Annotated in this window: 17 protein-coding genes and 1 pseudogene; 10 read left to right on the plus strand and 8 right to left on the minus strand. The window is 71.2% G+C overall.

The features are described 5' to 3' along the window. Window positions 1–997, plus strand: a 997-nt coding sequence (sucB, locus tag ACR9ZG_RS10950; protein ID WP_481284867.1) for a 2-oxoglutarate dehydrogenase, E2 component, dihydrolipoamide succinyltransferase, incomplete at its 5' end; no start/stop codon positions are given. A gap of 15 nt (window positions 998–1,012) precedes the next feature. On the opposite strand, the gene ACR9ZG_RS10955 is transcribed toward sucB, so the two are convergent. Continuing rightward, window positions 1,013–2,581: a hypothetical protein gene (locus ACR9ZG_RS10955; RefSeq protein WP_481284868.1), complete on the minus strand. Its 1,569-nt coding sequence runs from the start codon at window positions 2,579–2,581 to the stop codon at window positions 1,013–1,015. A gap of 356 nt (window positions 2,582–2,937) precedes the next feature. Here ACR9ZG_RS10955 and lipB point away from each other — a divergent pair. From lipB to ACR9ZG_RS10970, 3 genes and pseudogenes are all read left to right on the plus strand, one after another. Continuing rightward, window positions 2,938–3,636 (plus strand): annotated as a pseudogene (gene lipB / locus ACR9ZG_RS10960) (lipoyl(octanoyl) transferase LipB); the annotation flags it as partial. Then, complete coding sequence (gene lipA, locus ACR9ZG_RS10965) at window positions 3,633–4,625, plus strand: lipoyl synthase (RefSeq protein ID WP_481284869.1); 993 nt, start codon at window positions 3,633–3,635, stop codon at window positions 4,623–4,625. The pseudogene lipB and the gene lipA, both read left to right, overlap by 4 nt. A gap of 74 nt (window positions 4,626–4,699) precedes the next feature. Next, on the plus strand, window positions 4,700–5,398 hold the full coding sequence (locus ACR9ZG_RS10970; protein ID WP_481284870.1) for a DUF4191 domain-containing protein: 699 nt from the start codon (window positions 4,700–4,702) through the stop codon (window positions 5,396–5,398). An 85-nt stretch (window positions 5,399–5,483) separates the two neighbouring features. On the opposite strand, the gene ACR9ZG_RS10975 is transcribed toward ACR9ZG_RS10970, so the two are convergent. Then, the gene (locus ACR9ZG_RS10975; RefSeq protein ID WP_481284871.1) at window positions 5,484–5,906 is read right to left on the minus strand and encodes an RDD family protein; all 423 of its coding nucleotides are present in this window, start codon (window positions 5,904–5,906) and stop codon (window positions 5,484–5,486) included. A gap of 137 nt (window positions 5,907–6,043) precedes the next feature. Here ACR9ZG_RS10975 and glnA (ACR9ZG_RS10980) point away from each other — a divergent pair, with 137 nt between their 5' ends. Further along, window positions 6,044–7,468 (plus strand): type I glutamate--ammonia ligase, encoded by a 1,425-nt coding sequence (glnA, locus tag ACR9ZG_RS10980; protein WP_481284872.1) that lies wholly within the window; start codon window positions 6,044–6,046, stop codon window positions 7,466–7,468. A 755-nt stretch (window positions 7,469–8,223) separates the two neighbouring features. Here glnA (ACR9ZG_RS10980) and ACR9ZG_RS10985 read toward each other — a convergent pair. Further along, a complete protein-coding gene (locus ACR9ZG_RS10985) occupies window positions 8,224–8,868 on the minus strand; it encodes a hypothetical protein (RefSeq protein WP_481284873.1) in 645 nt (214 codons plus the stop codon). 13 nt (window positions 8,869–8,881) lie between these two features. Then, on the minus strand, window positions 8,882–9,475 hold the full coding sequence (locus tag ACR9ZG_RS10990; RefSeq protein ID WP_481284874.1) for a hypothetical protein: 594 nt from the start codon (window positions 9,473–9,475) through the stop codon (window positions 8,882–8,884). 460 nt (window positions 9,476–9,935) lie between these two features. On the opposite strand from ACR9ZG_RS10990, the gene ACR9ZG_RS10995 reads away from it, so the two are divergent. After that, a complete protein-coding gene (locus ACR9ZG_RS10995; RefSeq protein ID WP_481284875.1) occupies window positions 9,936–11,444 on the plus strand; it encodes a glycoside hydrolase family 26 protein in 1,509 nt (502 codons plus the stop codon). A 10-nt stretch (window positions 11,445–11,454) separates the two neighbouring features. On the opposite strand, the gene ACR9ZG_RS11000 is transcribed toward ACR9ZG_RS10995, so the two are convergent. Both ACR9ZG_RS11000 and glnA (ACR9ZG_RS11005) read right to left on the minus strand, forming a co-directional pair. Then, window positions 11,455–14,523 carry a bifunctional [glutamine synthetase] adenylyltransferase/[glutamine synthetase]-adenylyl-L-tyrosine phosphorylase gene (locus ACR9ZG_RS11000; protein ID WP_481284876.1) on the minus strand — a complete coding sequence of 1,023 codons (3,069 nt, stop codon included), beginning with the start codon at window positions 14,521–14,523 and terminating at the stop codon, window positions 11,455–11,457. Between the two features lie 23 nt (window positions 14,524–14,546). Next, complete coding sequence (glnA, locus tag ACR9ZG_RS11005) at window positions 14,547–15,884, minus strand: type I glutamate--ammonia ligase (protein ID WP_481284877.1); 1,338 nt, start codon at window positions 15,882–15,884, stop codon at window positions 14,547–14,549. 58 nt (window positions 15,885–15,942) lie between these two features. Between glnA (ACR9ZG_RS11005) and panB the strand changes: the two genes are divergently transcribed. Beyond that, complete coding sequence (gene panB, locus ACR9ZG_RS11010) at window positions 15,943–16,794, plus strand: 3-methyl-2-oxobutanoate hydroxymethyltransferase (protein WP_481284878.1); 852 nt, start codon at window positions 15,943–15,945, stop codon at window positions 16,792–16,794. Window positions 16,795–16,798: 4 nt separating this feature from the next. On the opposite strand, the gene ACR9ZG_RS11015 is transcribed toward panB, so the two are convergent. Further along, window positions 16,799–17,011, minus strand: a complete 213-nt coding sequence (locus ACR9ZG_RS11015) for an SPOR domain-containing protein (RefSeq protein WP_481284879.1) — start codon at window positions 17,009–17,011, stop codon at window positions 16,799–16,801. 12 nt (window positions 17,012–17,023) lie between these two features. Between ACR9ZG_RS11015 and map the strand changes: the two genes are divergently transcribed. Next, a complete protein-coding gene (map, locus tag ACR9ZG_RS11020; protein ID WP_481284880.1) occupies window positions 17,024–17,890 on the plus strand; it encodes a type I methionyl aminopeptidase in 867 nt (288 codons plus the stop codon). Here the strand turns inward: map and ACR9ZG_RS11025 are convergent. Then, window positions 17,877–19,334: an MDR family MFS transporter gene (locus ACR9ZG_RS11025; RefSeq protein ID WP_481284881.1), complete on the minus strand. Its 1,458-nt coding sequence runs from the start codon at window positions 19,332–19,334 to the stop codon at window positions 17,877–17,879. The two genes, map and ACR9ZG_RS11025, sit on opposite strands and share 14 nt — an antisense overlap. A gap of 67 nt (window positions 19,335–19,401) precedes the next feature. On the opposite strand from ACR9ZG_RS11025, the gene ACR9ZG_RS11030 reads away from it, so the two are divergent. Next, window positions 19,402–20,016 (plus strand): TetR/AcrR family transcriptional regulator, encoded by a 615-nt coding sequence (locus tag ACR9ZG_RS11030; protein ID WP_481284882.1) that lies wholly within the window; start codon window positions 19,402–19,404, stop codon window positions 20,014–20,016. Between the two features lie 9 nt (window positions 20,017–20,025). Then, window positions 20,026–20,898, plus strand: a complete 873-nt coding sequence (gene ppgK, locus ACR9ZG_RS11035; protein ID WP_481284883.1) for a polyphosphate--glucose phosphotransferase — start codon at window positions 20,026–20,028, stop codon at window positions 20,896–20,898. Window positions 20,899–21,052 lie beyond the last annotated feature (154 nt).

The raw sequence follows: 21,052 nt of genomic DNA on the forward strand, positions 1-21,052 counted from the left end.
GGCACCTGCTGCCCCGGCACCCGCTGCCCCGGCGCAGGCCGCACCCGCGCAGGCTCCCGCCGCGGAGCAGGCCCCGGCCTCGTCCGGCGCGCACGCCGGCAACGCCGGGTACATCACCCCGATCGTCCGCAAGCTCGCGAACGAGCAGGGCGTGGACCTCTCCACCGTGACCGGCACCGGTGTCGGCGGACGCATCCGCAAGGAGGACATCCTCTCGGCCGCGCAGCCCGCCGCCGCCGCGTCGTCCGCCCCGGCCGCGGCCCCGGTCGCCGAGGTCTCGCCGCTGCGCGGCACGACCCAGCCGATGTCGCGTCTGCGCAAGGTCGTCGCCGAGCGCGCCGTCGTCTCGATGCAGTCGACCGCCCAGCTGACGTCGGTCGTCGAGGTCGACGTCACCAAGGTGGCCGCGCTGCGCGACCGCGTGAAGAAGGACTTCCAGGCCAAGACGGGCGTCAAGCTCTCCTTCCTGCCGTTCTTTGCCCTGGCCGCCTCCGAGGCGCTGAAGACCTACCCGGTCATCAACGCCACGGTCGACGGCGACAACATCGTGTACCCGGACCACGAGAACCTGTCGATCGCCGTGGACACCGAGCGCGGCCTGCTCACCCCGGTGGTGCGCAACGCCTCCGAGCTCGACCTGGCCGGCCTCGCCGCGCAGATCTCCGACCTGGCGGAGCGCACCCGCGACAACCGCCTCAAGCCGGACGAGCTCGCGGGCGGCACCTTCACGCTGACCAACACCGGATCGCGCGGCGCGCTGTTCGACACCCCGGTGGTGTTCCTCCCGCAGGTCGCCATCCTGGGCACGGGCATCGTGACGAAGCGCCCGGTCGTCATCACGGCGGACGGCACCGACTCGATCGCCATCCGCTCGACGGTGTACCTGGCGCTCTCGTACGACCACCGCATCGTGGATGGCGCCGACGCGGCCCGCTTCCTGGTGGCCGTGAAGAACCGCCTGGAGGCCGGCGACTTCGAGGGCAACCTCGGCATCTAGTCCCCGCCACGCCACTCACGGGAACACCTCCCGCAACCGCCACCCGGCCTCGCTCCGCACCAGCAGGAGCGAGGCCGGTTCGCGTTGCGCGGCCTCTTCCTCTGCGCCTTGTCCTGCGCCGCCCGGCTCCCGCGCGCCGTCCTGGCGCCGTCCGTCGCCCGGTGCGACCGTGACCAGCGCCGCCCGCGCCCAGCGCTGCACGAGCGCGACCTGCGCCCCCGTGTAGTCGCGCTCCGCCGCCGCACCGGGGTCGCCGAGCGCCGCCTCCTCCCGCGTGAGCAGTTCGCTCCCCCGCTGCACCACCTCCTCCAGACACCGCGCCGACGGCTTCCGTGCGGAGAAGCAGTCGTGACGGCGCTCCAGCAGCACGTGCGCCGCGGCGACGGGGTCATCCCCGTCCCGGGCGTCTCCCCCGGCCCGGGCATCGCCGCCGTCCCGGGCATCGCCCGCGCCCGCCGGGGCCTTGCTGGAGCGCGGCGTTGCCGCGGCAGACGCGTCTCCGGGAGCCGCTGCAGCCGTGTGCGGAGGACCCGATCGCGACGCATTCGCCGTCGCGGCTGCCGTGGCCCGGGCGCCCCGCTCTCCCCGCGCTCTCTGCTCTCCCTGCTCTCCCTGATCTCCGCGCTCTCCCTGCCCTCCGTGCTCTCCCCGCGCGCCCTGCTGCGCGCCCTGCGCGCCCTGCGCGCCCTGCGCGCCCTGCGCGCCCTGCGCGCCCTGCGCGCCCTGCGCGCCTTGCGCGCCCTGCGCACCGCCGCCTCCACCCGGTACGAGCACCAGCACCCCCACGGCGACGACGACCGGCACCAGAGCGGCGACGATCAGTCCGGGTCTTCGCCGCAGGCGCGCCCGCATGCTGTCGAGCCGGCGCCGGAGCGGCTCGGACTCGATCGCCGCCACGAGGCGTTCGGCGAGCGATGGCGGACTTCCGCCGACGGGATCCCCGTGCGGCATCCCGGGCTCCCGCCTGCCTGGCGGCCGGCGGCGCACGTCCGGCCCGGCACGCCCCGCCTGGCCCTCATCGTCCGCTCGCTGCGCGGGCAGGGTCACGACACCGGGAGGCTCCTCCCGCAGCAGTGCAGCACGGATGCGCTCCCAGCCGCGTAGCGCGGTGACATCCGCGACGGTCTCGAGGAGCCGCCTGGCGGTCTCCTCCGGGATCGCATCGCACAGCGTCCGGCTCAGCGAGCGGAACGCGCGGCGGTCGGCCGCCTCCGCGTCGGCGTCGAGCGGCACGGGCCGCTGCAGCCACGCGAGGACGGGGCAGCCGTCGCTGCGGAAGGCGACATCCTCCGGCCGAGGCAGCGCGCCTCCCCAGCCGGCAGCGTGCAGGTCCGCGAGCGCGGTCGCGACGCCGAGGAGGATGGTCACGGCCTCCCCCACCCGCAGCGGCGGCCCGCTGCCGAGCCGCTCCTTCAGCGTGCCGCCGCACGCGTGCTCCAGCAGCACGGCGTGAACCGGCCCGACGCGGCTCCGCCGCTCCGGAAGCCGGCGGACGACCCGGGTCACGTGCTCCGAGCCGCACTCCTGGCGGGCGTCGGCGTCGGCGGCGAGCGACTCCGTGCGGACCCAGAGGACGGCAGGCACCGTCAGATCGTCACCGGTCACGACTGCGGCATGGCCACCGACCGGAGGCGCCGGTGCCGCCTCCACCTGCCACCGGTTCGCTGCCGCGATCGCCGCCGCCGGACGGCGCAGCGCGTCTCCGGCGGAGCGCGACCGAGCAGCCGGCACCGCCGCCGCGACGCGCGGCGGACGTGATGACGGCAACCGGGTACGCGGGGAAGCGACAGGCGGTGCGGGATCGACATTCATGCATCCATCCCAGTCCGTGCCGCAACGCCTCTCGAGCGACTCCTTCGCATCGGTGGAGAAGATGCGTCGCCCCCACGCCTGTGCAGAGCCTTCAATGCGATTAATAGACTCAGTCCAGATATGCTGTCTGCATGCTCACCGTCGACACCGCCGGTCTGATGGCGCCGGTCCCCTACCTCGACGCGCTCGCCCGTCAGCGCGCCATCCACGCCGATGTGGTCGCCGGACGCGCGGCCGACTCCCTGCTCCTCCTCGAGCACCCCGCCGTCTACACCGCGGGCCGCCGCACCGAGCCCGACGAGCGCCCGAGCAGCGGCGACGACGGCACACCCGTGATCGACGTCGACCGCGGCGGCAAGCTCACCTGGCACGGCCCCGGCCAGCTCGTGGGCTACCCGATCGTGCGGCTGCCCGATCCGGTGGATGTCGTGGCGTACGTCCGCCGGCTCGAGACGATGCTCATCGAGGTGCTCGCACGATTCGGCGTCACCGGGGTCCGCGTGGCGGGTCGCTCCGGCGTCTGGCTGCCCGCCGACGGGCGCCGCACCCGGGACGAGAAGATCGCCGCGATCGGGATCCGGGTCGCCGAGGGCGTCACCATGCACGGCTTCGCCCTCAACTGCTCCAACAGCACCGAGCCGTACGAGCGGATCGTCGCGTGCGGCATCCGCGACGCCGGTGTCACGACCATCTCGCGCGAGACCGGCCGCACGGTCACGCCGCAGGATGTCGCCCCCTTCATCGCCGACGCGCTCACAGCTGTGCTCGATTCGGCAGGCGCCAGCTCCGCCTCCGCCGTCCCCACCACGACGAGAGCCGCCGCATGACCGCCGCAGCACCCGACGGCCGCCGGATGCTGCGCCTGGAGGTCCGCAACGCCGAGACCCCGATCGAGCGCAAGCCGGCGTGGATCAAGACGCGCGCCCGTATGGGGCCGGAGTACCGGCAGCTCCACCAGCTCGTGACCGGCGAGGAGCTGCACACGGTCTGCCAGGAGGCCGGCTGCCCGAACATCTACGAGTGCTGGGAGGATCGCGAGGCGACGTTCCTCATCGGCGGCTCGCAGTGCACCCGGCGCTGTGACTTCTGTCAGATCGACACCGGCAAGCCCGCCGAGTTCGACCGCGACGAGCCGCGGCGCGTCGCCGAGTCCGTCGCCCGGATGGGGCTGCGCTACTCCACGGTGACCGGGGTCGCCCGCGACGACCTCCCCGACGAGGGCGCGTGGCTGTACGCCGAGACGATCCGCGCCATCCACGCGGCGAGTCCCGGCACGGGCGTGGAGATCCTGGTTCCCGACTTCTCGGGGCGGCCGGAGCACCTGGGGCAGGTCTTCGACGCGCGGCCGGAGGTGTTCGCGCACAATGTGGAGACCGTGCCGCGGATCTTCCGGCGCATCCGCCCCGCGTTCCGCTACGAGCGCTCCCTGGACGTGCTGACCCAGGGACGCGCCGCCGGCCTCATCACCAAGTCGAACCTCATCCTCGGGATGGGCGAGGAGCGGCACGAGATCAGCCAGGCGCTGCGCGACCTCCACGACGCCGGCACGGACATTCTCACCATCACCCAGTACCTGCGGCCGAGCCCGCGTCACCTGCCGGTCGCCCGCTGGGTGCATCCGGACGAGTTCGTCGAGCTGAAGGAGGAGGCGGAGGCGGTCGGGTTCCTGGGCGTGCTCGCCGGGCCGCTCGTCCGCTCGTCGTACCGGGCGGGGCGGCTGTACGCGCGCTCCATGGCCGCGAAGGGGCGTGCGCTTCCGGAGTCGCTCGCGCATCTCGGCGAGGAGCGGGAGGGCTTCGCCCAGGCCGTCTCCTGACCGGCGCCGCCCGACCCGTCCCCCTGCGGCGAACGACGCATCCCGGACGCGGCCGAGCCGGTATCCTTGAGACCATGGCACGCAAGGACAAGTCCACCAAGGAGCCCGGTCGGCTGAAGCAGATGTGGCAGGTCTTCCAGATGACCCGCCGCTACGACAACCGGGCGGTGCTGTACATCGTTCTCGGCATCGCGCTGCCGATCGTCGCGGGCATCCTGCTGGCGGTGTTCCTGTCGGGCGGCAACGTCTTCACGATGGTGCTGTGGATCCTCGCGGGCGTGCTCGCCGGCGTGCTGATCGGCCTCATCATCCTCGGCCGGCGCGCCGAGCGGGCGGCCTATTCGCAGATCGAGGGCCAGCCGGGTGCGGTCGGCGCCGTGCTGCGCTCCTCCCTGCGCCGGAGCTGGCGCGGGTCGGAGATGCCCGTCGCTGTCAACGGCAAGACGCAGGACGCGGTCTACCGTGCCACCGGCCGCGGCGGCGTGGTGCTCATCAGCGAGGGCCCGCAGACCCGCACCCGCCGCATGGTCGAGGAGGAGCGCCGCAAGGTCACCCGCGTGCTGCCGAACGTCCCCGTCACGACCATCAGCGTCGGGCCGGACGCCGACTCCGTGCCGCTGCATAAGATCCCGCGCACCCTCTCCAAGATCAAGCCGACGCTGACCAAGGCAGAGGTGCTGGCCATCAGCAACCGCCTCCAGTCGCTCGAGAACTCCATGCCGATCCCGAAGGGCATCGACCCGATGAAGGTCCGGGCCCAGCGCGCCCGCTAGGCACCAGCCGAGTACGCAGAAAGTCCGTGGATTCGCGTCGAGTCCGCGGACTTTCTGCGTACTCGGCGGCTGGCGACCGGACCGGCTAGGCGCGGAGGAGGACGGTGCCGGCGATCTTGTCGTGGAAGCCGCGCTGGTCCGAGTCCCAGACGAGGGCCGGGATCACGACGCACAGCAGCGCGGTGCGCACGATCGGGCGCCACACGCCCACCCAGCCTCCGCGGATCGGCACGACGCGCATCCCGAACAGCCGGTGCCCGATGCTGCCGCCGATGGTCGGGATGAACACGATCTGCATGACGGCGAAGATGAGGATGTTGGCCAGCGGGTCGTACCGGAAGAATGCGGCCGAGATCAGCGACGCCAGCGCCCAGTCCACGACGATCGCTCCGATGCGCCGCCCGGCGCGTCCCACCGAGCGCGGGCCGGTCTCCGGAAGGCCGAGCCGCTCGCCCGGATAGCGGCTGGGGGCGATGTCCCCGGAGCGGGAGGAGGGATTCTGCGGCACCCGACGAGCTTACCGGGCCGAGGTATGCGTAACATCCCGGAAACATTTGCGTCACGGGAGGGAAACGGCCTCCCCCTAGCGTGGAGTCCGGGCTGCATGCGCAGTCCGTCACACGCAAGCCATTGGGAGTCCTCCGTATGTTCCGTGATTCTTCCGAGGTGCTCAAGTTCATCAAGGACACCGACGTCAAGTTCCTTGATATCCGCTTCACCGACCTGCCCGGTGTGCAGCAGCACTTCAACATCCCCGCTGCGAGCGTCGACGAGGAGTTCTTCTCCGTCGGTCAGCTCTTCGACGGCTCGTCCATCCGCGGCTTCGCGTCGATCCACGAGTCGGACATGCAACTGATCCCGGATGTCTCGACCGCCTACATCGACCCGTTCCGTGCCGAGCGCACGCTGATCATGGTGTTCGACATCTACAACCCGCGCAACGGCGAGATCTACGCGAAGGACCCGCGCCAGGTGGCCAAGAAGGCCGAGAAGTACCTGGCCTCGACCGGCATCGCCGACACGGCCTTCTTCGCCCCCGAGGCGGAGTTCTACATCTTCGACGACGTGCGTTACGAGGTGAACCAGCACTCGAGCTTCTACGCGGTGGACTCCAGCGAGGGCGCCTGGAACTCGGGCCGCGTCGAGGAGGGCGGCAACCTCGCCAACAAGACCCCGTACAAGGGCGGCTACTTCCCCGTCTCGCCGGTCGACCAGCACGCCGACCTGCGCGACGACATCGTCCTCAAGCTGGTGGACGCGGGCCTCGAGGTCGAGCGCTCGCACCACGAGGTCGGCACCGCCGGCCAGGGCGAGATCAACTACAAGTTCGACACGATGGTCCACGCGGCGGACGACATCCTGAAGTTCAAGTACATCGTCAAGAACACCGCCGCCGAGTGGGGCAAGACCGCCACCTTCATGCCGAAGCCGCTCTTCGGCGACAACGGCTCCGGCATGCACACCCACCAGTCGCTGTGGAACGACGGCAAGCCGCTGTTCTACGACGAGGCGGGCTACGGCGGCCTCTCCGACGTCGCGCGCTGGTACATCGGCGGCCTGCTCAAGCACGCCCCGGCCGTCCTGGCGTTCACCAACCCGACGGTGAACTCGTTCCACCGCCTGGTCCCCGGCTTCGAGGCCCCGGTCAACCTGGTCTACTCGGCCGGCAACCGCTCGGCGTCGATCCGCATCCCGATCACGGGCACCAACCCGAAGGCCAAGCGCATCGAGTTCCGCGCGCCCGACGCTTCCGGCAACCCGTACCTCGCGTTCGCCGCGCAGCTCATGGCCGGCCTCGACGGCATCAAGAACCGCATCGAGCCGCACGAGCCGGTCGACAAGGACCTCTACGAGCTCCCGCCGGAGGAGGCCAAGAACATCCCCCAGGTGCCGGCGTCGCTCGGCGAGGCCCTGGACGCGCTGGAGGCCGACCACGACTTCCTGACCGCGGGCGGCGTGTTCACCCCCGAGCTCATCGAGACGTGGATCGAGTACAAGCGCGAGAAGGAGATCAAGCCCCTCGCGCAGCGCCCGCACCCGTTCGAGTACGAGCTGTACTACGGGGTCTGATCCCGCGCAGCAGGCACAGCAGGAGGGCCGCATCCCGGATCGGGGTGCGGCCCTTCCGCGTGTCCGCCAGGCCCCCGCACGCGCCAGAACGTCGCGCCTGCGGGTTTCAGGTGAGCCGCTGATCACCCGGCATCGGATGATGCTCCGTCCGTCCGAGGCTCCGGCGGTTCGAGAAGCGCAGAGCCGTGCTGATCACCTCTGATGGGCGACGACGATGTCCCATCCGGTGGACTCGGGGAGGCTGCTGACAATCGCCCGAGCATGCGCGACGGCCTCGTCCGCGGTGCTCCAGCCGTTACCTCCCGCGGGCAGCTGATTCAGGACGCTGAGTGGTGCAGCGATCTGCCACATCACGTTGTTCACCCCGTGCGAACCCTGGAGCCCCTGGTAGACAAGCACCGCGTCGCGCCCGGTCTAGAACGTGTAGTCTCCTCGCGCCGTGCTCGCTCGTTGAATGGCGCATCCATTCGTCGGCGTTATCGCCTGCCGGTAGCGGCAACGCATCCGCTTTCCCTTGCTCGATCGCGATAACCTCGGCCGGCATCGGCTGATGCCGGTTTGTCTTGATCCACCGCCCGTCGGGCATCTTGTACGCGAAGTCGCCGCTGTCCGGCATCTCACGTCGCAACTCGAGGGCGGCGTCCTCGTCGATGACCCCGCCGACCGGGACGACCGACCGACGGCGGCCAGGACGAGGACCGTGATCGTGGTGATAAGGGCGGCGGTACGGCGACGACGGGGCATGCCGGGCTCCTTCATCGGCTGACGATGATCTCGACATCGGGGCCGACTACGGCACGGCTTGCGGCGACCGCGGCTGCGGCGTCAGGGAACTGCTCCTGCCCACCGATCGCCGACGAGACCCACGTCCATCCCATCGCTTCGGCATCCGGGAGGAGGTACGTGTATGCGTGCGAAACGATGAAGACGCGATGGCCCGTGTCCGCCGTCAGAGCTCGCTGAAGGGCTGCGACGCCCGTGAGAGCGGAGTCGTTCGCGTCTGCATCCGCGCGGTTGGTAAGCCCGACCCGCTTGCCGGCGTCTTCGCGCACACTCTCCGGCAGCTGCTGGTCGCGGGCGACGAGCACGTAGGTGCCGTCGGCCATTTTGTACGGGAGAAGGTTGCCCTGCCAGTAATGGGCGATCGTCTTCGCTTGGTCGGCGGTGAGGACTGCGCCGGCGGCCAGACCCTTCGCGGCCTTCTCCGCGGCGAGCTTCGCAGCTTCCACTTCGTCGACGGGGGTCGGTGCAGCGATCGGCGGCTTTGACGGGCCGGCCGCGGCGAAGCTGAACGAGTGGTCCATAGACGTCATCACCGCATAGGCGCCGACGCTGAGCGCAGCGACAGCGACGACGGCGGCCGAGGTGATAGCGATGGCGCGAGTGTGGCGGCGAGGCATGTGGGTCTCCTGGTCACTGGCTGACGATGATCTCGGTGCCAGGTGGGATCGGGCCTAGCGCGGCAATCGCGGCGTCAGCCGAGTCGTACTGCTGCCCGTCGACCCCGTTCATCCAGGTCCAGCCGCGGTGCTCGTAGTCGGGGGCGACGTAGGTGTTCAGGTAGGTGATGGTCTTCACGTTGTGCCCGACCTCGTAAGCGACCGTCTTCGAGGCGGCAATGATCTCCTCGTTGTAGCTCTGTCGGGCAGCGCCTGTCTGGGCCGCGGCGGTGAGCTTCTTCCCGGCGTCCACCTTGACGTTCTCGGGCAGCGGCTGGTCGCGGGCGATGAGCACCTTGGTGCCATCGGCCATCGCATAGGGCAGAAGTGCTCCCTGCCAGTAGTGGCTGATCGTCTTCGCCTGCTGCTCGGTAAGGGCCGCCCCGAGGGTAAGGCCCTTTGCCGCCTTCTCCGCGGCGACCTTCGCGGCCTCCTCCTCGTCCACCGGCGTGGCTGCCACGGTGGGGACAGTTGATGGTGAGGCTGCGGTCAGGCTCAACGAGCCGTTCATCGAATTGATGACGGACCAGACTCCCCCGCCGACCGCGGCCACCACGAGGACTGCCACAGACGTGACGATGATCGCGGTGGTGCGACGGCGTGGCATGTTAGCTCCGGTTCCTACGTCTGAGAATGCGACAGCCACGACTGGCAATTCTCAGCCCTAGACCGACGCGTCCACGCTATCGAGTTGCACAGGTCCGAAGGTGCCGCGGGTCCGGCCCCAAAACGGGTGCCCGCCTGTTTGTCGCCGACGAATTGGATCGATCGCGTGACGAAAGTAGAGCTGTACTACGGGGTCTGATCCCGCGCAGCAGGCACAGCAGGAGGGCCGCATCCCGGATCGGGGTGCGGCCCTTCCGCGTGTCGGGTCGTCAAGCCCGCGTGTCCTCCGTGTGATGCGCGGGTTTCGGTGAGGTTAATTCGTTTCCGCTGTTCTTGCCGCCTCCGGGGGTGACCCCCAGAATGGGGCCACCCGATCCCCGACGACGTGGATGCGCCACCTTCTCCCGACACGGAGGGCACGCATGTCGAACCGCACCCCGCACTTCTGGGCCCGCAACCGCACCAACGCCCGTCTCACCGCCGTGGCCGCCTCCACGCTCGTCGTAACTCTCGGCGCGGTGTCGTGGTTCGTGTGGTCGTCGCCGGACAGTCCGGTTCGCGAGGCGGCCGATACGGTCGTCGCGGCCGCCAATCCGCTGACCGCGAAGAACCGGTTGCTGCAGCAGCAACTCACGGCCGCGAAGGGGAGGGTCGCCTCCCAAGACGGCAAGCTCAAGCACGCCGCCGAGGCCGCGGCGGCGTCGGCGGCCGCGCACGCGAAGCAGGTGGCCGGGCTGCAGCAGCAGCTCGCGCAGACGCAGGACCGGCTCGGCGCTCTCGAGGCGCAGGCCGACGCCGGGACGGACCCGGGCACGGGCACGGGCGCGGGGGCCGACCAGCCGTCGCGGGCCGAGCAACCCGCGACATCCCCGAGGCACGGCTCCGCCGGCTCCCCGGGCGGAGGCACGCCGTCGCCCGAGCCGCAGCCCCCGACGGTCATCACCGCCCCGAGCCGTGACGCCCTCCTCCACCCGGAGCATCGGTATTTCGGCATGTACACCGAGCAGGCGCCGTTCAACTGGGCGACGCTCGACGCGACGGCGAAGAAGATCGGTGTGGAGCCGAATGTCGTCGGCTACTTCAGCGGCTGGGACGAGGACTTCCGCGTCAGCGCCGTCCAGCGCGCGTGGCAGCAGGGCCGCCTCCCCCTGATGACATGGGAGTCACGGCCCATCGGCGCGGCCAACAACTCGAACAGCGCCCCCGAGTACTCCCTGCCGAAGATCATCGGCGGCGAGTTCGACGCGTACCTGCACCAGTACGCGAAGGACATCGTCGCGACCGGCCTCCCACTCGCCATCCGCCTCGATCACGAGATGAACGGCACCTGGTACCCGTGGTCGGAGCTGAACGGCCGCGGCAAGGCGATCAACGGCAACAACCCCGGCGACTACGTGAAGATGTGGCGGCACGTGCACGACATCTTCCAGGCGGAGGGTGCGAACGCGCTCGTCGTCTGGGTGTGGGCGCCGAACATCGTCAACAACATGCAGCCGGCCTCCCACACGACCCAGGCGTTCCTGGCCGGCTACTACCCGGGCGACGACTACGTCGACTGGGTCGGCCTGTCGGGCTACCTGCGACCGCCGTGGCGTGCGGGCAACGACTTCACCGCGGGCTACACCTTCGACCGGAGCCTCGACCAGCTGCGCGCGCTGACCGCCAAACCGATCTTCCTGGCGGAGGTGGGGGCCTCGGAGACCGACGGCCACAAGCCGGGTTGGGTGAAGAGCTTCTTCGAGCAGTTCCACGACCCGAAGAACGCCGACATCATCGGGTTCTCGTGGTTCAGCCTCGCGATCACCAGCTACGTCGGCGGCGAACGCTCGACCAACGACTGGCGCATCGACTCCCGCTCCGACAGTCTCGCCGCCTTCGCCGAGGGCATCGCCGACCCGGCGGCCGACTTCACGCTGATACCGGCGGACTAGACCGCCGCGCTCAGGCCGTCGCCGTCGGCCGCTGCGGCGGGCCGTAGAACGCGCGCTCGAAGACGGCCCGCGCGCGGCGGGTCACGCCGAGGTAGTCCTCCTCCAGGCGCGACGCCGAGCCGGGCGGGTACTCCATCAGGCGGGCCACGCCGTCGAGGGCGACGCGGTCGGAGGGGAGCACGTCGGCCGTCTTGTTCGTCCAGAGGGTCATCGCCGAGCGGACCCGGGAGGCGAAGACCCAGGCCTCGCGCAGCTTCGCCGCGTCGTCCTCCGCCACGAGGCCGTGCTCGGCAGCGACGGCGAGGGCGTCGAGGGTGGAGGTCGTCCGCAGTTCCGGGACGGCCGCCGCGTGCTGCAGCTGGATCAGCTGCACGAACCACTCCACGTCGCTCAGCGAGCCGCGGCCGAGCTTGAGGTGCCGGGCCGGGTCGGCGCCCTGCGGGAGCCGCTCGTTCTCGACCCTGGCCTTGATGCGCTTGACCTCGCGCACCTCCTGCTCGCCGATGCTCGCCGGGTAGCGGATCTCGTCGGCCAGCGCGGTGAAGTCGTCGAGCAGGGCCTGGTCGCCCGCCACGCCGCGGGCGCGCAGCAGGGCCTGGGCCTCCCAGGTCAGCGACCAGCGGCGGTAGTACGCCCGGTAGGAGTCGAGGGAGCGCACAGGAGGGCCGTTCTTGCCCTCGGGGCGCAGGCCGATGTCGAGGTCGAGCGGGAGGCGGTTGTCCTCCGTGAGACGATTGAGGTCGGAGACGATGGCGAGGGCGGCGCGGTGCGCGGCCTCCTGGTCGACAGCCACGGCGGCGTCACCGGACACGGAGGCGTCGCCGGAGTCGGCGGCGCGTGAGCGGAAGACGTACATGACGTCGGCGTCCGAGCCGAAGCCGAGCTCCCTCCCGCCGAAGCGGCCCATCCCGATGATCGCGAACTCCAGCCCGGCCGCATCCTCCCGTGACGCACGGATCGCCGCCAGCACGCCCTCCAGCAGGTTCTCGTTGACGTCGCTCAGTCCCCGGGCGAGCTCCTCGATCGTCGCGAAGCCCAGGATGCCCGAGAACGCGAGCCGCAGCACCTCCCGGCGGCGCACCGCGCGCAGCGCGGCCGCGGCCGACTCGGGAGCCGCGTGCCGGGCGAGGATGGCGAGCGTCTCCTCACGCAGCAGCCCGGGCGAGCGCGGGCGGAGGTCGTCCTCCGACTCCAGCCAGGCCACGGCCTCGGGGATGCGGCCCAGCAACTCGCCGGCGTAGCGGGAGCCGGACAGCACCCGGGTCAGCCGCTCGGCCGCGCCGGTGGAGTCGCGCAGCATCCGCAGATACCAGTGGGTCGACCCCAGCTCCTCGCTGAGCCGGCGGAAGGTGAGGAGGCCGTAGTCGGGGTCGGCGCCGTCGGTGAACCACTGCAGCAGCACCGGCAGCAGGTGCCGCTGGATCGTCGCCCGGCGGGACACGCCGGCGGTCAGCGCGGCGATGTGCGCGAGCGCGCCGCGCGGGTCGCGGAAGCCGATCGCGGCGAGCCGCGCCTCCGCCTGCGCGCTGGTCAGCTCGGCGCCGCCGCCGAGCCGGGCATCCTCGGCGGAGGTGCTGGCGACCGCGCTCAGCAGCGGCCGGTAGAACAGCCGCTCGTGCAGGCCCCGGACGCGGAGCTTGACCTCCGCCCACTGGGTCAGCAGCTGCTCCGCGCTGGTGGCGAGGCCGGTGGCCCGGGCGAGGATGCGGACATCGCCCTCGTCCCGCGGCATCAGGTGCGTGCGGGAGAGGCGGCGCAGCTGGAGGCGGTGCTCCATGAGCCGCAGCGTCCGGTAGTCGTGCGAGAAGGCCGCCGACTCCTCGCGGCCGATGTACCCCTGCTCCGCCAGCGCCGCCAGGGCGGGGAGGGTCGCGCGCTGCCGGACCTGCTCGTCGGTCTGGCCGTGGACGAGCTGGAGCAGCTGCACGGTGAACTCCACGTCGCGCAGGCCGCCGGGGCCGAGCTTGAGCTGGTGCTGCACCTCGTCGTCGGGGATGTGCGCGGTGACGCGCTCGCGCATCCCCTGCACCGACTCGACGAAGTTCTCGCGGGAGGCGCTGCTCCACACCTTCGGGGCGAGCGCGGCGACGTACCGCTCCCCCAGGTCGCGGTCGCCGGCGAGCGGGCGCGCCTTGAGAAGGGCCTGGAACTCCCAGCCCTTCGCCCAGCGGTCGTAATAGGCGATGTGAGACTCCAGCGTCCGGACCAGGGCGCCGTCCTTGCCCTCTGGCCGGAGGTTGGGGTCGACCTCCCACAGCCCCGGCTCGATCGCCGGCTCGTGGATGCCGCGCATGGTGAGCATCGCCAGCCGCGTCGCGATGTCGACCGCACGGCCGGACGAGAGCCCGGCCTCCTCCACTCCCTCGGTCACGAAGATCACGTCGACGTCGCTGACGTAGTTGAGCTCGCGGGCGCCGGCCTTGCCCATCCCGATGACGGCGAACGGCGTCGCGCGCACCTCGGCCTCGGGGAACCGGCCGGGGCCGCTGCCCGCGGTCTGCGCCCGCGCGACGGCGAGGGAGGCCTCCAGCGCGGCGGCGGCGAGGTCGGAGAGCGCGGCGGCCACACCGTCGAGCCCGGCGACCGGGTCCTCCTGTTCGAGGTCGAAGCTCGCGAGCTGCACCAGCCGGCGGCGGTAGCGGACACGCAGGGCGGTCCAGGCCGGCTCCTCGGTGATCGTGGCGAACCCGTCGACCGCGCCGACGCTCGCGAGCAGGTCGTCGCGCAGCTCCTCGGCCGTCGGGAGGGAGGTGATCGGGTAGTCGAGCGCCGACAGCTCGGCGGGCTGGCGGAGGAAGAACTCGGCCGCCCCCTCCGACGCCCCGATGACGCGCAGCAGCCGCCTCGCGTCGTTGAGCGAGGGCACGTACCGCGTGGTCTGCACGGGCGCGTGCCGCAACAGGCGCAGGATGAGCGCCAGCGCGGTGTCAGGGTCGGCGGCGGCCGACAGCGCGGGCAGGAGGTCGTCGAGCGGCAGGCCCGTGAGCTCGACCAGCTCGTCGAGCTCCGCGCGCACCGAGCTGAGCCCGACGAAGCCCGCGCGGGCGAGCGTCGTCAGAGGAAGCTTCTCGCGGGTCACGGCGGTGCGGGTCCGGCGGCGGCTCAGAGGATCTCGAGGTTGGTCCGCAGCTCGAACGGCGTCACCTGCGACCGGTACTGCGCCCACTCCCGCCGCTTGTTCAGCAGCACGTAGTTGAAGACCGACTCCCCCAGCGTCTCCGCCACGAGCTCCGACTCCTCCATCAGCGAGATGGCATGGTCGAGGCTGGCCGGGAGCGGGCTGTAGCCGAGCGCGCGCCGCTCGGCGTCGCTCATCTCCCAGACGTTGTCCTCGGCCTCGGGCGGCAGCTCGTACTGGCCCTCGATGCCCTTGAGGCCGGCGGCCAGCATGAGCGAGAAGGCGAGGTACGGGTTGGCGGCGGAGTCGATGGCGCGGTACTCCACCCGCGAGCTCTGGCCCTTGTTGGGCTTGTAGAGCGGCACGCGGACGAGGGCCGACCGGTTGTTGTGGCCCCACGAGACGAAGCTCGGCGCCTCGTCGCCGCCCCAGAGCCGCTTGTAGGAGTTGACGAACTGGTTGGTGACGGCCGTGATCTCGGGTGCGTGGCGCAGCAGCCCCGCGATGAACTGGCGGCCGATCCGCGACAGCTGGTACTGGGCGCCTGCCTCGAAGAAGGCGTTGGTGTCGCCCTCGAAGAGCGACATGTGGGTGTGCATCCCGCTGCCCGGCTGGCCGGAGAGCGGCTTGGGCATGAAGGTGGCGTAGACGCCCTGCTCGATCGCCACCTCTTTGATGACCGTGCGGAACGTCATGATGTTGTCCGCGGTGGTCAGGGCGTCGGCGTAGCGGAGGTCGATCTCGTTCTGGCCGGGGCCGGCCTCGTGGTGGCTGAACTCGACGGAGATGCCGAGATCCTCCAGCATCCGCACCGACCGGCGGCGGAAGTCGTGCGCGGTGCCGCCCGGCACGTTGTCGAAGTAGCCGGCGGAGTCGACCGGCTCCGGCCCCTCCTCGCCGAACGACGACGACTTGAGCAGGTAGAACTCGATCTCGGGGTGCGTGTAGAAGGTGAAGCCGCGGTCGGCCGCCTTCTCGAGCGTGCGCTTGAGCACGTTGCGCGGGTCGGAGACGGCCGGCTGGCCGTCGGGCGTCGTGATGTCGCAGAACATCCGGGCCGTGGGGTCGATCTCGCCGCGCCACGGGAGGATCTGGAACGTGGTCGGGTCCGGGTGCGCCAGCAGGTCGGACTCGTACGCGCGGGTCAGCCCCTCGATCGCGGAGCCGTCGAAGCCGAGGCCCTCGGCGAACGCGCCCTCGACCTCCGCCGGGGCGAGCGCCACCGACTTGAGCGTGCCGACGACGTCGGTGAACCAGAGCCTCACGAACTTGATGCCACGCTCCTCGATCGTGCGAAGAACGAAGTCGCGCTGCTTGTCCATCCTGCCCCTTTCGTCAGCCCTCCCAGACTAGTGGAACGGCCGCCCTAGACTGGGGCGCATGAGCGAGCAGTCCCCCGTGCCGAGCGTGCATCCCGCGACCGGGTCGATGCAGGCGCTGAAGCGCGTGCGCACCCGGCACTTCCAGGCGGCGAAGGAGGAGGGCGCGCCCTTCACCGGCCTCACGAGCTACGACATGCTCACCGCCCAGATCTTCGACGAGGCCGGGATCGACTTCCTGCTGGTCGGCGACTCGGCCGGCAACAACGTGCTCGGCTACGACACCACCCTCCCGGTGACGGTCGACGAGCTCATCCCGCTCACCCGGGCGGTGGCCAGAGCCGTGAAGCGCGCGTTCGTCGTCGCCGACATGCCTTTCGGCTCGTACGAGACCGGCCCGCAGGAGGCGCTGCACACCGCCGTGCGCTTCATGAAGGAGACCGGGGCGCACGCCGTCAAGCTGGAGGGGGGCGAGCGCAGCGCCGAGCAGATCCGCCGCATCGTCGACGCGGGCATCCCGGTCATGGCGCACATCGGCTTCACCCCGCAGAGCGAGCACGGCCTCGGCGGCCACCTCGTGCAGGGCCGCGGCGCGGGCGCGGACAAGCTGCTGGCCGACGCACACGCCGTAGAGGAGGCCGGAGCCTTCGCGGTGGTGCTGGAGATGGTGCCAGCCGACGTCGCGCAGCGGGTCACGCAGGAGCTGCGCATCCCGACGATCGGCGTCGGCGCCGGCCCGCACGTGGACGGGCAGCTGCTGGTCTGGACGGACTGGGCCGGTCTGTCGACCGGCCGCATCCCGCGCTTCGTCAAGCAGTACGCCGACCTGAAAGCGGTGCTGGCGGACGCGGCGCGCACCTACAAGGACGAGGTGCAGGGCGGGCAGTTCCCGGGGCCGGAGCACAGCTTCTAGAAGGTCAGCGCCCCTCCTCGGCGTCCTCCTCGGCCCACTTGGCGCTGTTCTCGCGCAGCTTCTCGAGGGCGTGCTCGGCCTCGGTGCGGGTGTCGAACGGGCCGACGCGGTTGGGCGCCGGCGACAGGAAGCCCTGCTCGACCTCGCCGGTCTTCATGTTGTACCAGTACTTGTGCTCGGCATCCTGCTGGATGCCGTAGTCGTTCTCGCCGGTCATAAGCTTGATCCTATGCCCAAGGATTCCGCCGGTCACCTGGTCCCCGGCCGCGTCAGCGCGCGGCGTCCCGTGCCCTCACGGATCCGGCGGCCGGAGTACGTCGGCAAGCCGGGGCCGACGCCGAGCGACCGCGGCGACGTGTACTCCGCGGAGGAGATCGCGCTCATCCGCGAGTCGGGCCGCATCGCCGCGCAGGCGATCGAGCTGGTCGGCCGCTCGGTGCGACCGGGCGTCACCACCGAGGAGCTCGACGCCATCGGGCACGAGTTCCTGATCGAGCACGACGCCTACCCCTCCACGCTCGGCTACCGCGGCTACCCCAAGTCGATCTGCAGCTCGGTCAACGAGGTCGTGTGCCACGGCATCCCCGACGACACGGTGATCGAGGAGGGCGACATCGTCAACATCGACATCACCGCGTACAAGAACGGCTTCCACGGCGACAGCAACCAGACCTTCATCGCCGGGACGGCGAGCGAGGAGGTGACCCTGCTGGTGGAGCGCACTCGCGAGGCGCTGAACCGCGGCATCAAGACGGTCGCGCCCGGGCGCCAGGTGAACGTCATCGGCCGCGCGATCGAGTCGTACGCCAAGCGGTTCGGCTACGGGGTCGTGCGCGACTTCACCGGGCACGGCGTCGGCGCCTCCTTCCACTCCGGCCTGATCATCCCCCACTACGACTCGGCGCCCGCGTACGACGACGTGATGGAGGTCGGGATGGTGTTCACGATCGAGCCGATGCTCACCCTCGGCACGCACGAGTGGGAGATGTGGGACGACGACTGGACCGTGGTCACCCGCGACCGGAGCATCACCGCGCAGTTCGAGCACACCATCGTGGTGACCGAGCGCGGGGCCGAGGTCCTCACCCTGCCCTGACCCCGGAAGGCGCACCTTCGGCCACCGCGGGGTCGGACGGCCGGGCAGCGGGCGTCGCCGGGGTGCGGCCCGCGCCTCCCGCCGGCAGGATGAAGGCGATGGCCACGCACAGCGCGGTCAGCGCGGTCGCGACCCAGAAGGACGCGTCGAACGCCGCCGGGAGGCTCGCGCCACCCGCCACCGCCGACTGCAGCAGCACCGCGAAGACGGCGGTGCCGAACGAGCCGCCGAGCTGTTGCGCCGTGCGCGTCAGGATGCTCGAGTGGGCGATCTGCTCCCCCTCCAGCTGCTGGTACGACGCGACCATGAGCGGCATCGTCACCGCGCCCAGGCCGAAGCCGCGCACGAACAGCGACACCAGCAGCAGAGGGTCGGCGGCCGCAGACGGAGTCAGGGCGAATGGGATCGTCGAGACGGTCACGACCGCGAATCCGACGACCGCGATCCACCGGGCGCCGACCCGGTCGATCAGGCGTCCGGCCAGCGGACGGCAGGCGAGGGTGCCGAGCCCCTGCGGCACGAGCAGCAGGCCGGCACCCAGCGCGTCGGTGCCGCGCACCTCCTGCCAGGACAGCGGAAGCAGGAGCATGGCGCCGTAGAGCACCACCCCCGAGAGGAACAGCAGGGATGACGCCGACCAGACCGAGCGGACCCTGAGCAGCCGGAGGTCGACCAGAGCCCGGCCGCCACGGCGCACGGCCCACAGCGCGAAGGCCGCCACGAGCGCCGCGCCGGCGCAGAGCGGGATCCAGGCGTCGGGGCGCGCGAAGCCGCCGTCGAGCACCGAGTCCGAGAGCCCGAGCAGGATCCCCACGAGCCCGGGGAGGAGCAGCAGCACGCCGACGATGTCGAGCCGGCGGCGCGGGTCACGACCGCGGCCTCCCGGCAGCATCCGCCAGGCCAGGAGGAGACCCGCGATGCAGAAGGGGACGTTCACCCAGAAGATCCAGCGCCAGTCGCCCAGCGCCAGGGTGAGGCCGCCGAGCACGGGTCCGAGCACCGGGCCGGCCATCGCGGGGAGGCCGACGACCGCGGAGACGCGGCCGAGTTGCCGGCCGCCCGCGACCTCCATCACCATCGTCGTCATCACCGGCAGCATGAGTCCGCCGCCGATCCCCTGCAGGACGCGGAAGCCGATGAGGCTGCCCGCGTCCCATGCCAGGCCCGAGAGCACGGAGCCCACGAGGAAGATCGTGAGCGCGGCCATCCACACCCGCTTGCCGCCGAAGCGCGCGAGGCACCAGGCCGAGAGCGGCACGGTCGCCGCCAGCGCCAGCAGGTAGCCGGTGGTGACCCATTGGATGTGCGCGACGTCGGTGTGCAGGTCGGTCGCCAGCGAGTGCAGGGCGATGCTCAGGATGGTCGTGTCGAACACCACCGCCAGCGCCCCGATCATCAGGGCTGTCGCGGTGCGGACCACGGTCCGGTCGAGCTTCTCCGCCATCACATTCTCCTTAAGATGCGGTCGTGTATCTTAACGAGACGATAGCGCCGGACGATAAGATGCACAAATGGACTCTCAGCAGGCCCCCAGCCGCCGTCGCCGCGGCGCCGAGCTCGAGGACGCGCTGCTCGAGGCCGCCTGGCAGGAGCTGGACGAGTCCGGCTACTCGGCCCTCACCATGGAGGCGGTCGCCGCCCGCGCGGGGACGAGCAGGCCGGTGATCGCGCGCAGGTGGCCGTCGCGCAGCGACCTCGCGATGGCCGCGATCCGGCACCACCTCGGCAACGACCCCGTCGACGTGCCCGACCACGGGAGCCTCCGCGAGGACGTGCTCGACCTGCTCCGGCAGTCCAACGAGCGCAGGAGCGGGATCGCCGCTCCGCTGCTCCTGCGCTTCTCCGGGATCATCGGCGAGGCCGAGGGCGGCATCGCCGGTCTCCGCGAGCGCTTCCTGGGCGAGCGGCCGCAGTGGATGCGGATGCTGCTCGAACGCGCGCAGGCGCGCGGCGAGGTCGACCTGGAGCGGCTCCCTCCACTCGTGGCCGAGCTTCCGCTGATGCTGCTGCGGCACGAGCTGCTGCTGCGGATGGAGGCGGTCGACGACGCGACCATCGTCTCGATCGTCGACGACGCCTTCCTCCCCCTCGCCTCCGCATCGGTCGCCGGGCGCGAGGCGCGGTAGATTCGAAGCATGACTGCGCAGAAGCATGCGATCGGCATCGACATCGGCGGAACGGGGATCAAGGGGGCGCTGGTCGACCTCGAGTCCGGTGAGCTGCTGAGCGACCGGATCAAGCTGTCCACCCCCGAGGGCGGCAAGCCCGACGGGATCGTCGAGGTCACGAAGGAGATCGTCGACCAGCTCGCCTCACAGGCTCCGGATGTGCCGGTCGGCGTGTGCTTCCCGGCGATCGTGAGCCACGGCGTCACCATGTCCGCGGCCAACGTGTCGAAGAAGTGGATCGGACTGAACGCGGAGGAGCTGTTCGAGCAGGCGCTCGGCCGCGACATCCACTTCGTCAACGACGCCGACGCGGCCGGCTATGCGGAGACGCGGTTCGGCGCGGCGAAGGACAAGGACGGCCTGGTCATCATGACCACCCTCGGCACGGGTATCGGCTCGGCGCTGATCTACGACGGCGTCCTCATCCCGAACGCGGAGCTCGGGCACCTCGAGATCGACGGCCACGACGCGGAGTCGCGTGCGGCCTACTCGGCGAAGGAGCGCGAGGACCTCAGCTGGGAGAAGTGGGCCAAGCGTCTGCAGAAGTACTACTCGACGGTGGAGTTCCTGTTCACGCCCGACCTGTTCATCGTCGGCGGCGGCGTCTCGAAGAACTACGAGTCGTTCCTGCCGCTGCTCGACCTGAAGACCCCGATCGTGCCGGCCGTGCACCGCAACAACGCGGGCATCCTGGGCGCAGCGGCCCTCGCGGTCCGCGGCGAGCGCCGGGACGCCGGGGCACGCGGCCGCACCGCCGAGGTGGGCACGCCGTCGGAGGGCGAGGCCGAGATGAAGCAGTCCGGGAAGACGAAGGCGGAGACGGCTCAGGCGAAGGCCTGAGCGGTCCGGGAGACGCGGAACGGGGGGGGGGGGGGGGGGGGGCCCCCCCGGGGGGGGGGGGCCCCCGGGGGGGGGGGGGGGGGGGGGGGGGGGGGGGGGGGGGGGGGGGGGGGGGCCCGGGGGGGCCCCCCCCCGGGGGGCCGCGGGGGGGGGG

This window comes from Leifsonia sp. KNZ12-8B, assembly GCF_056755495.1.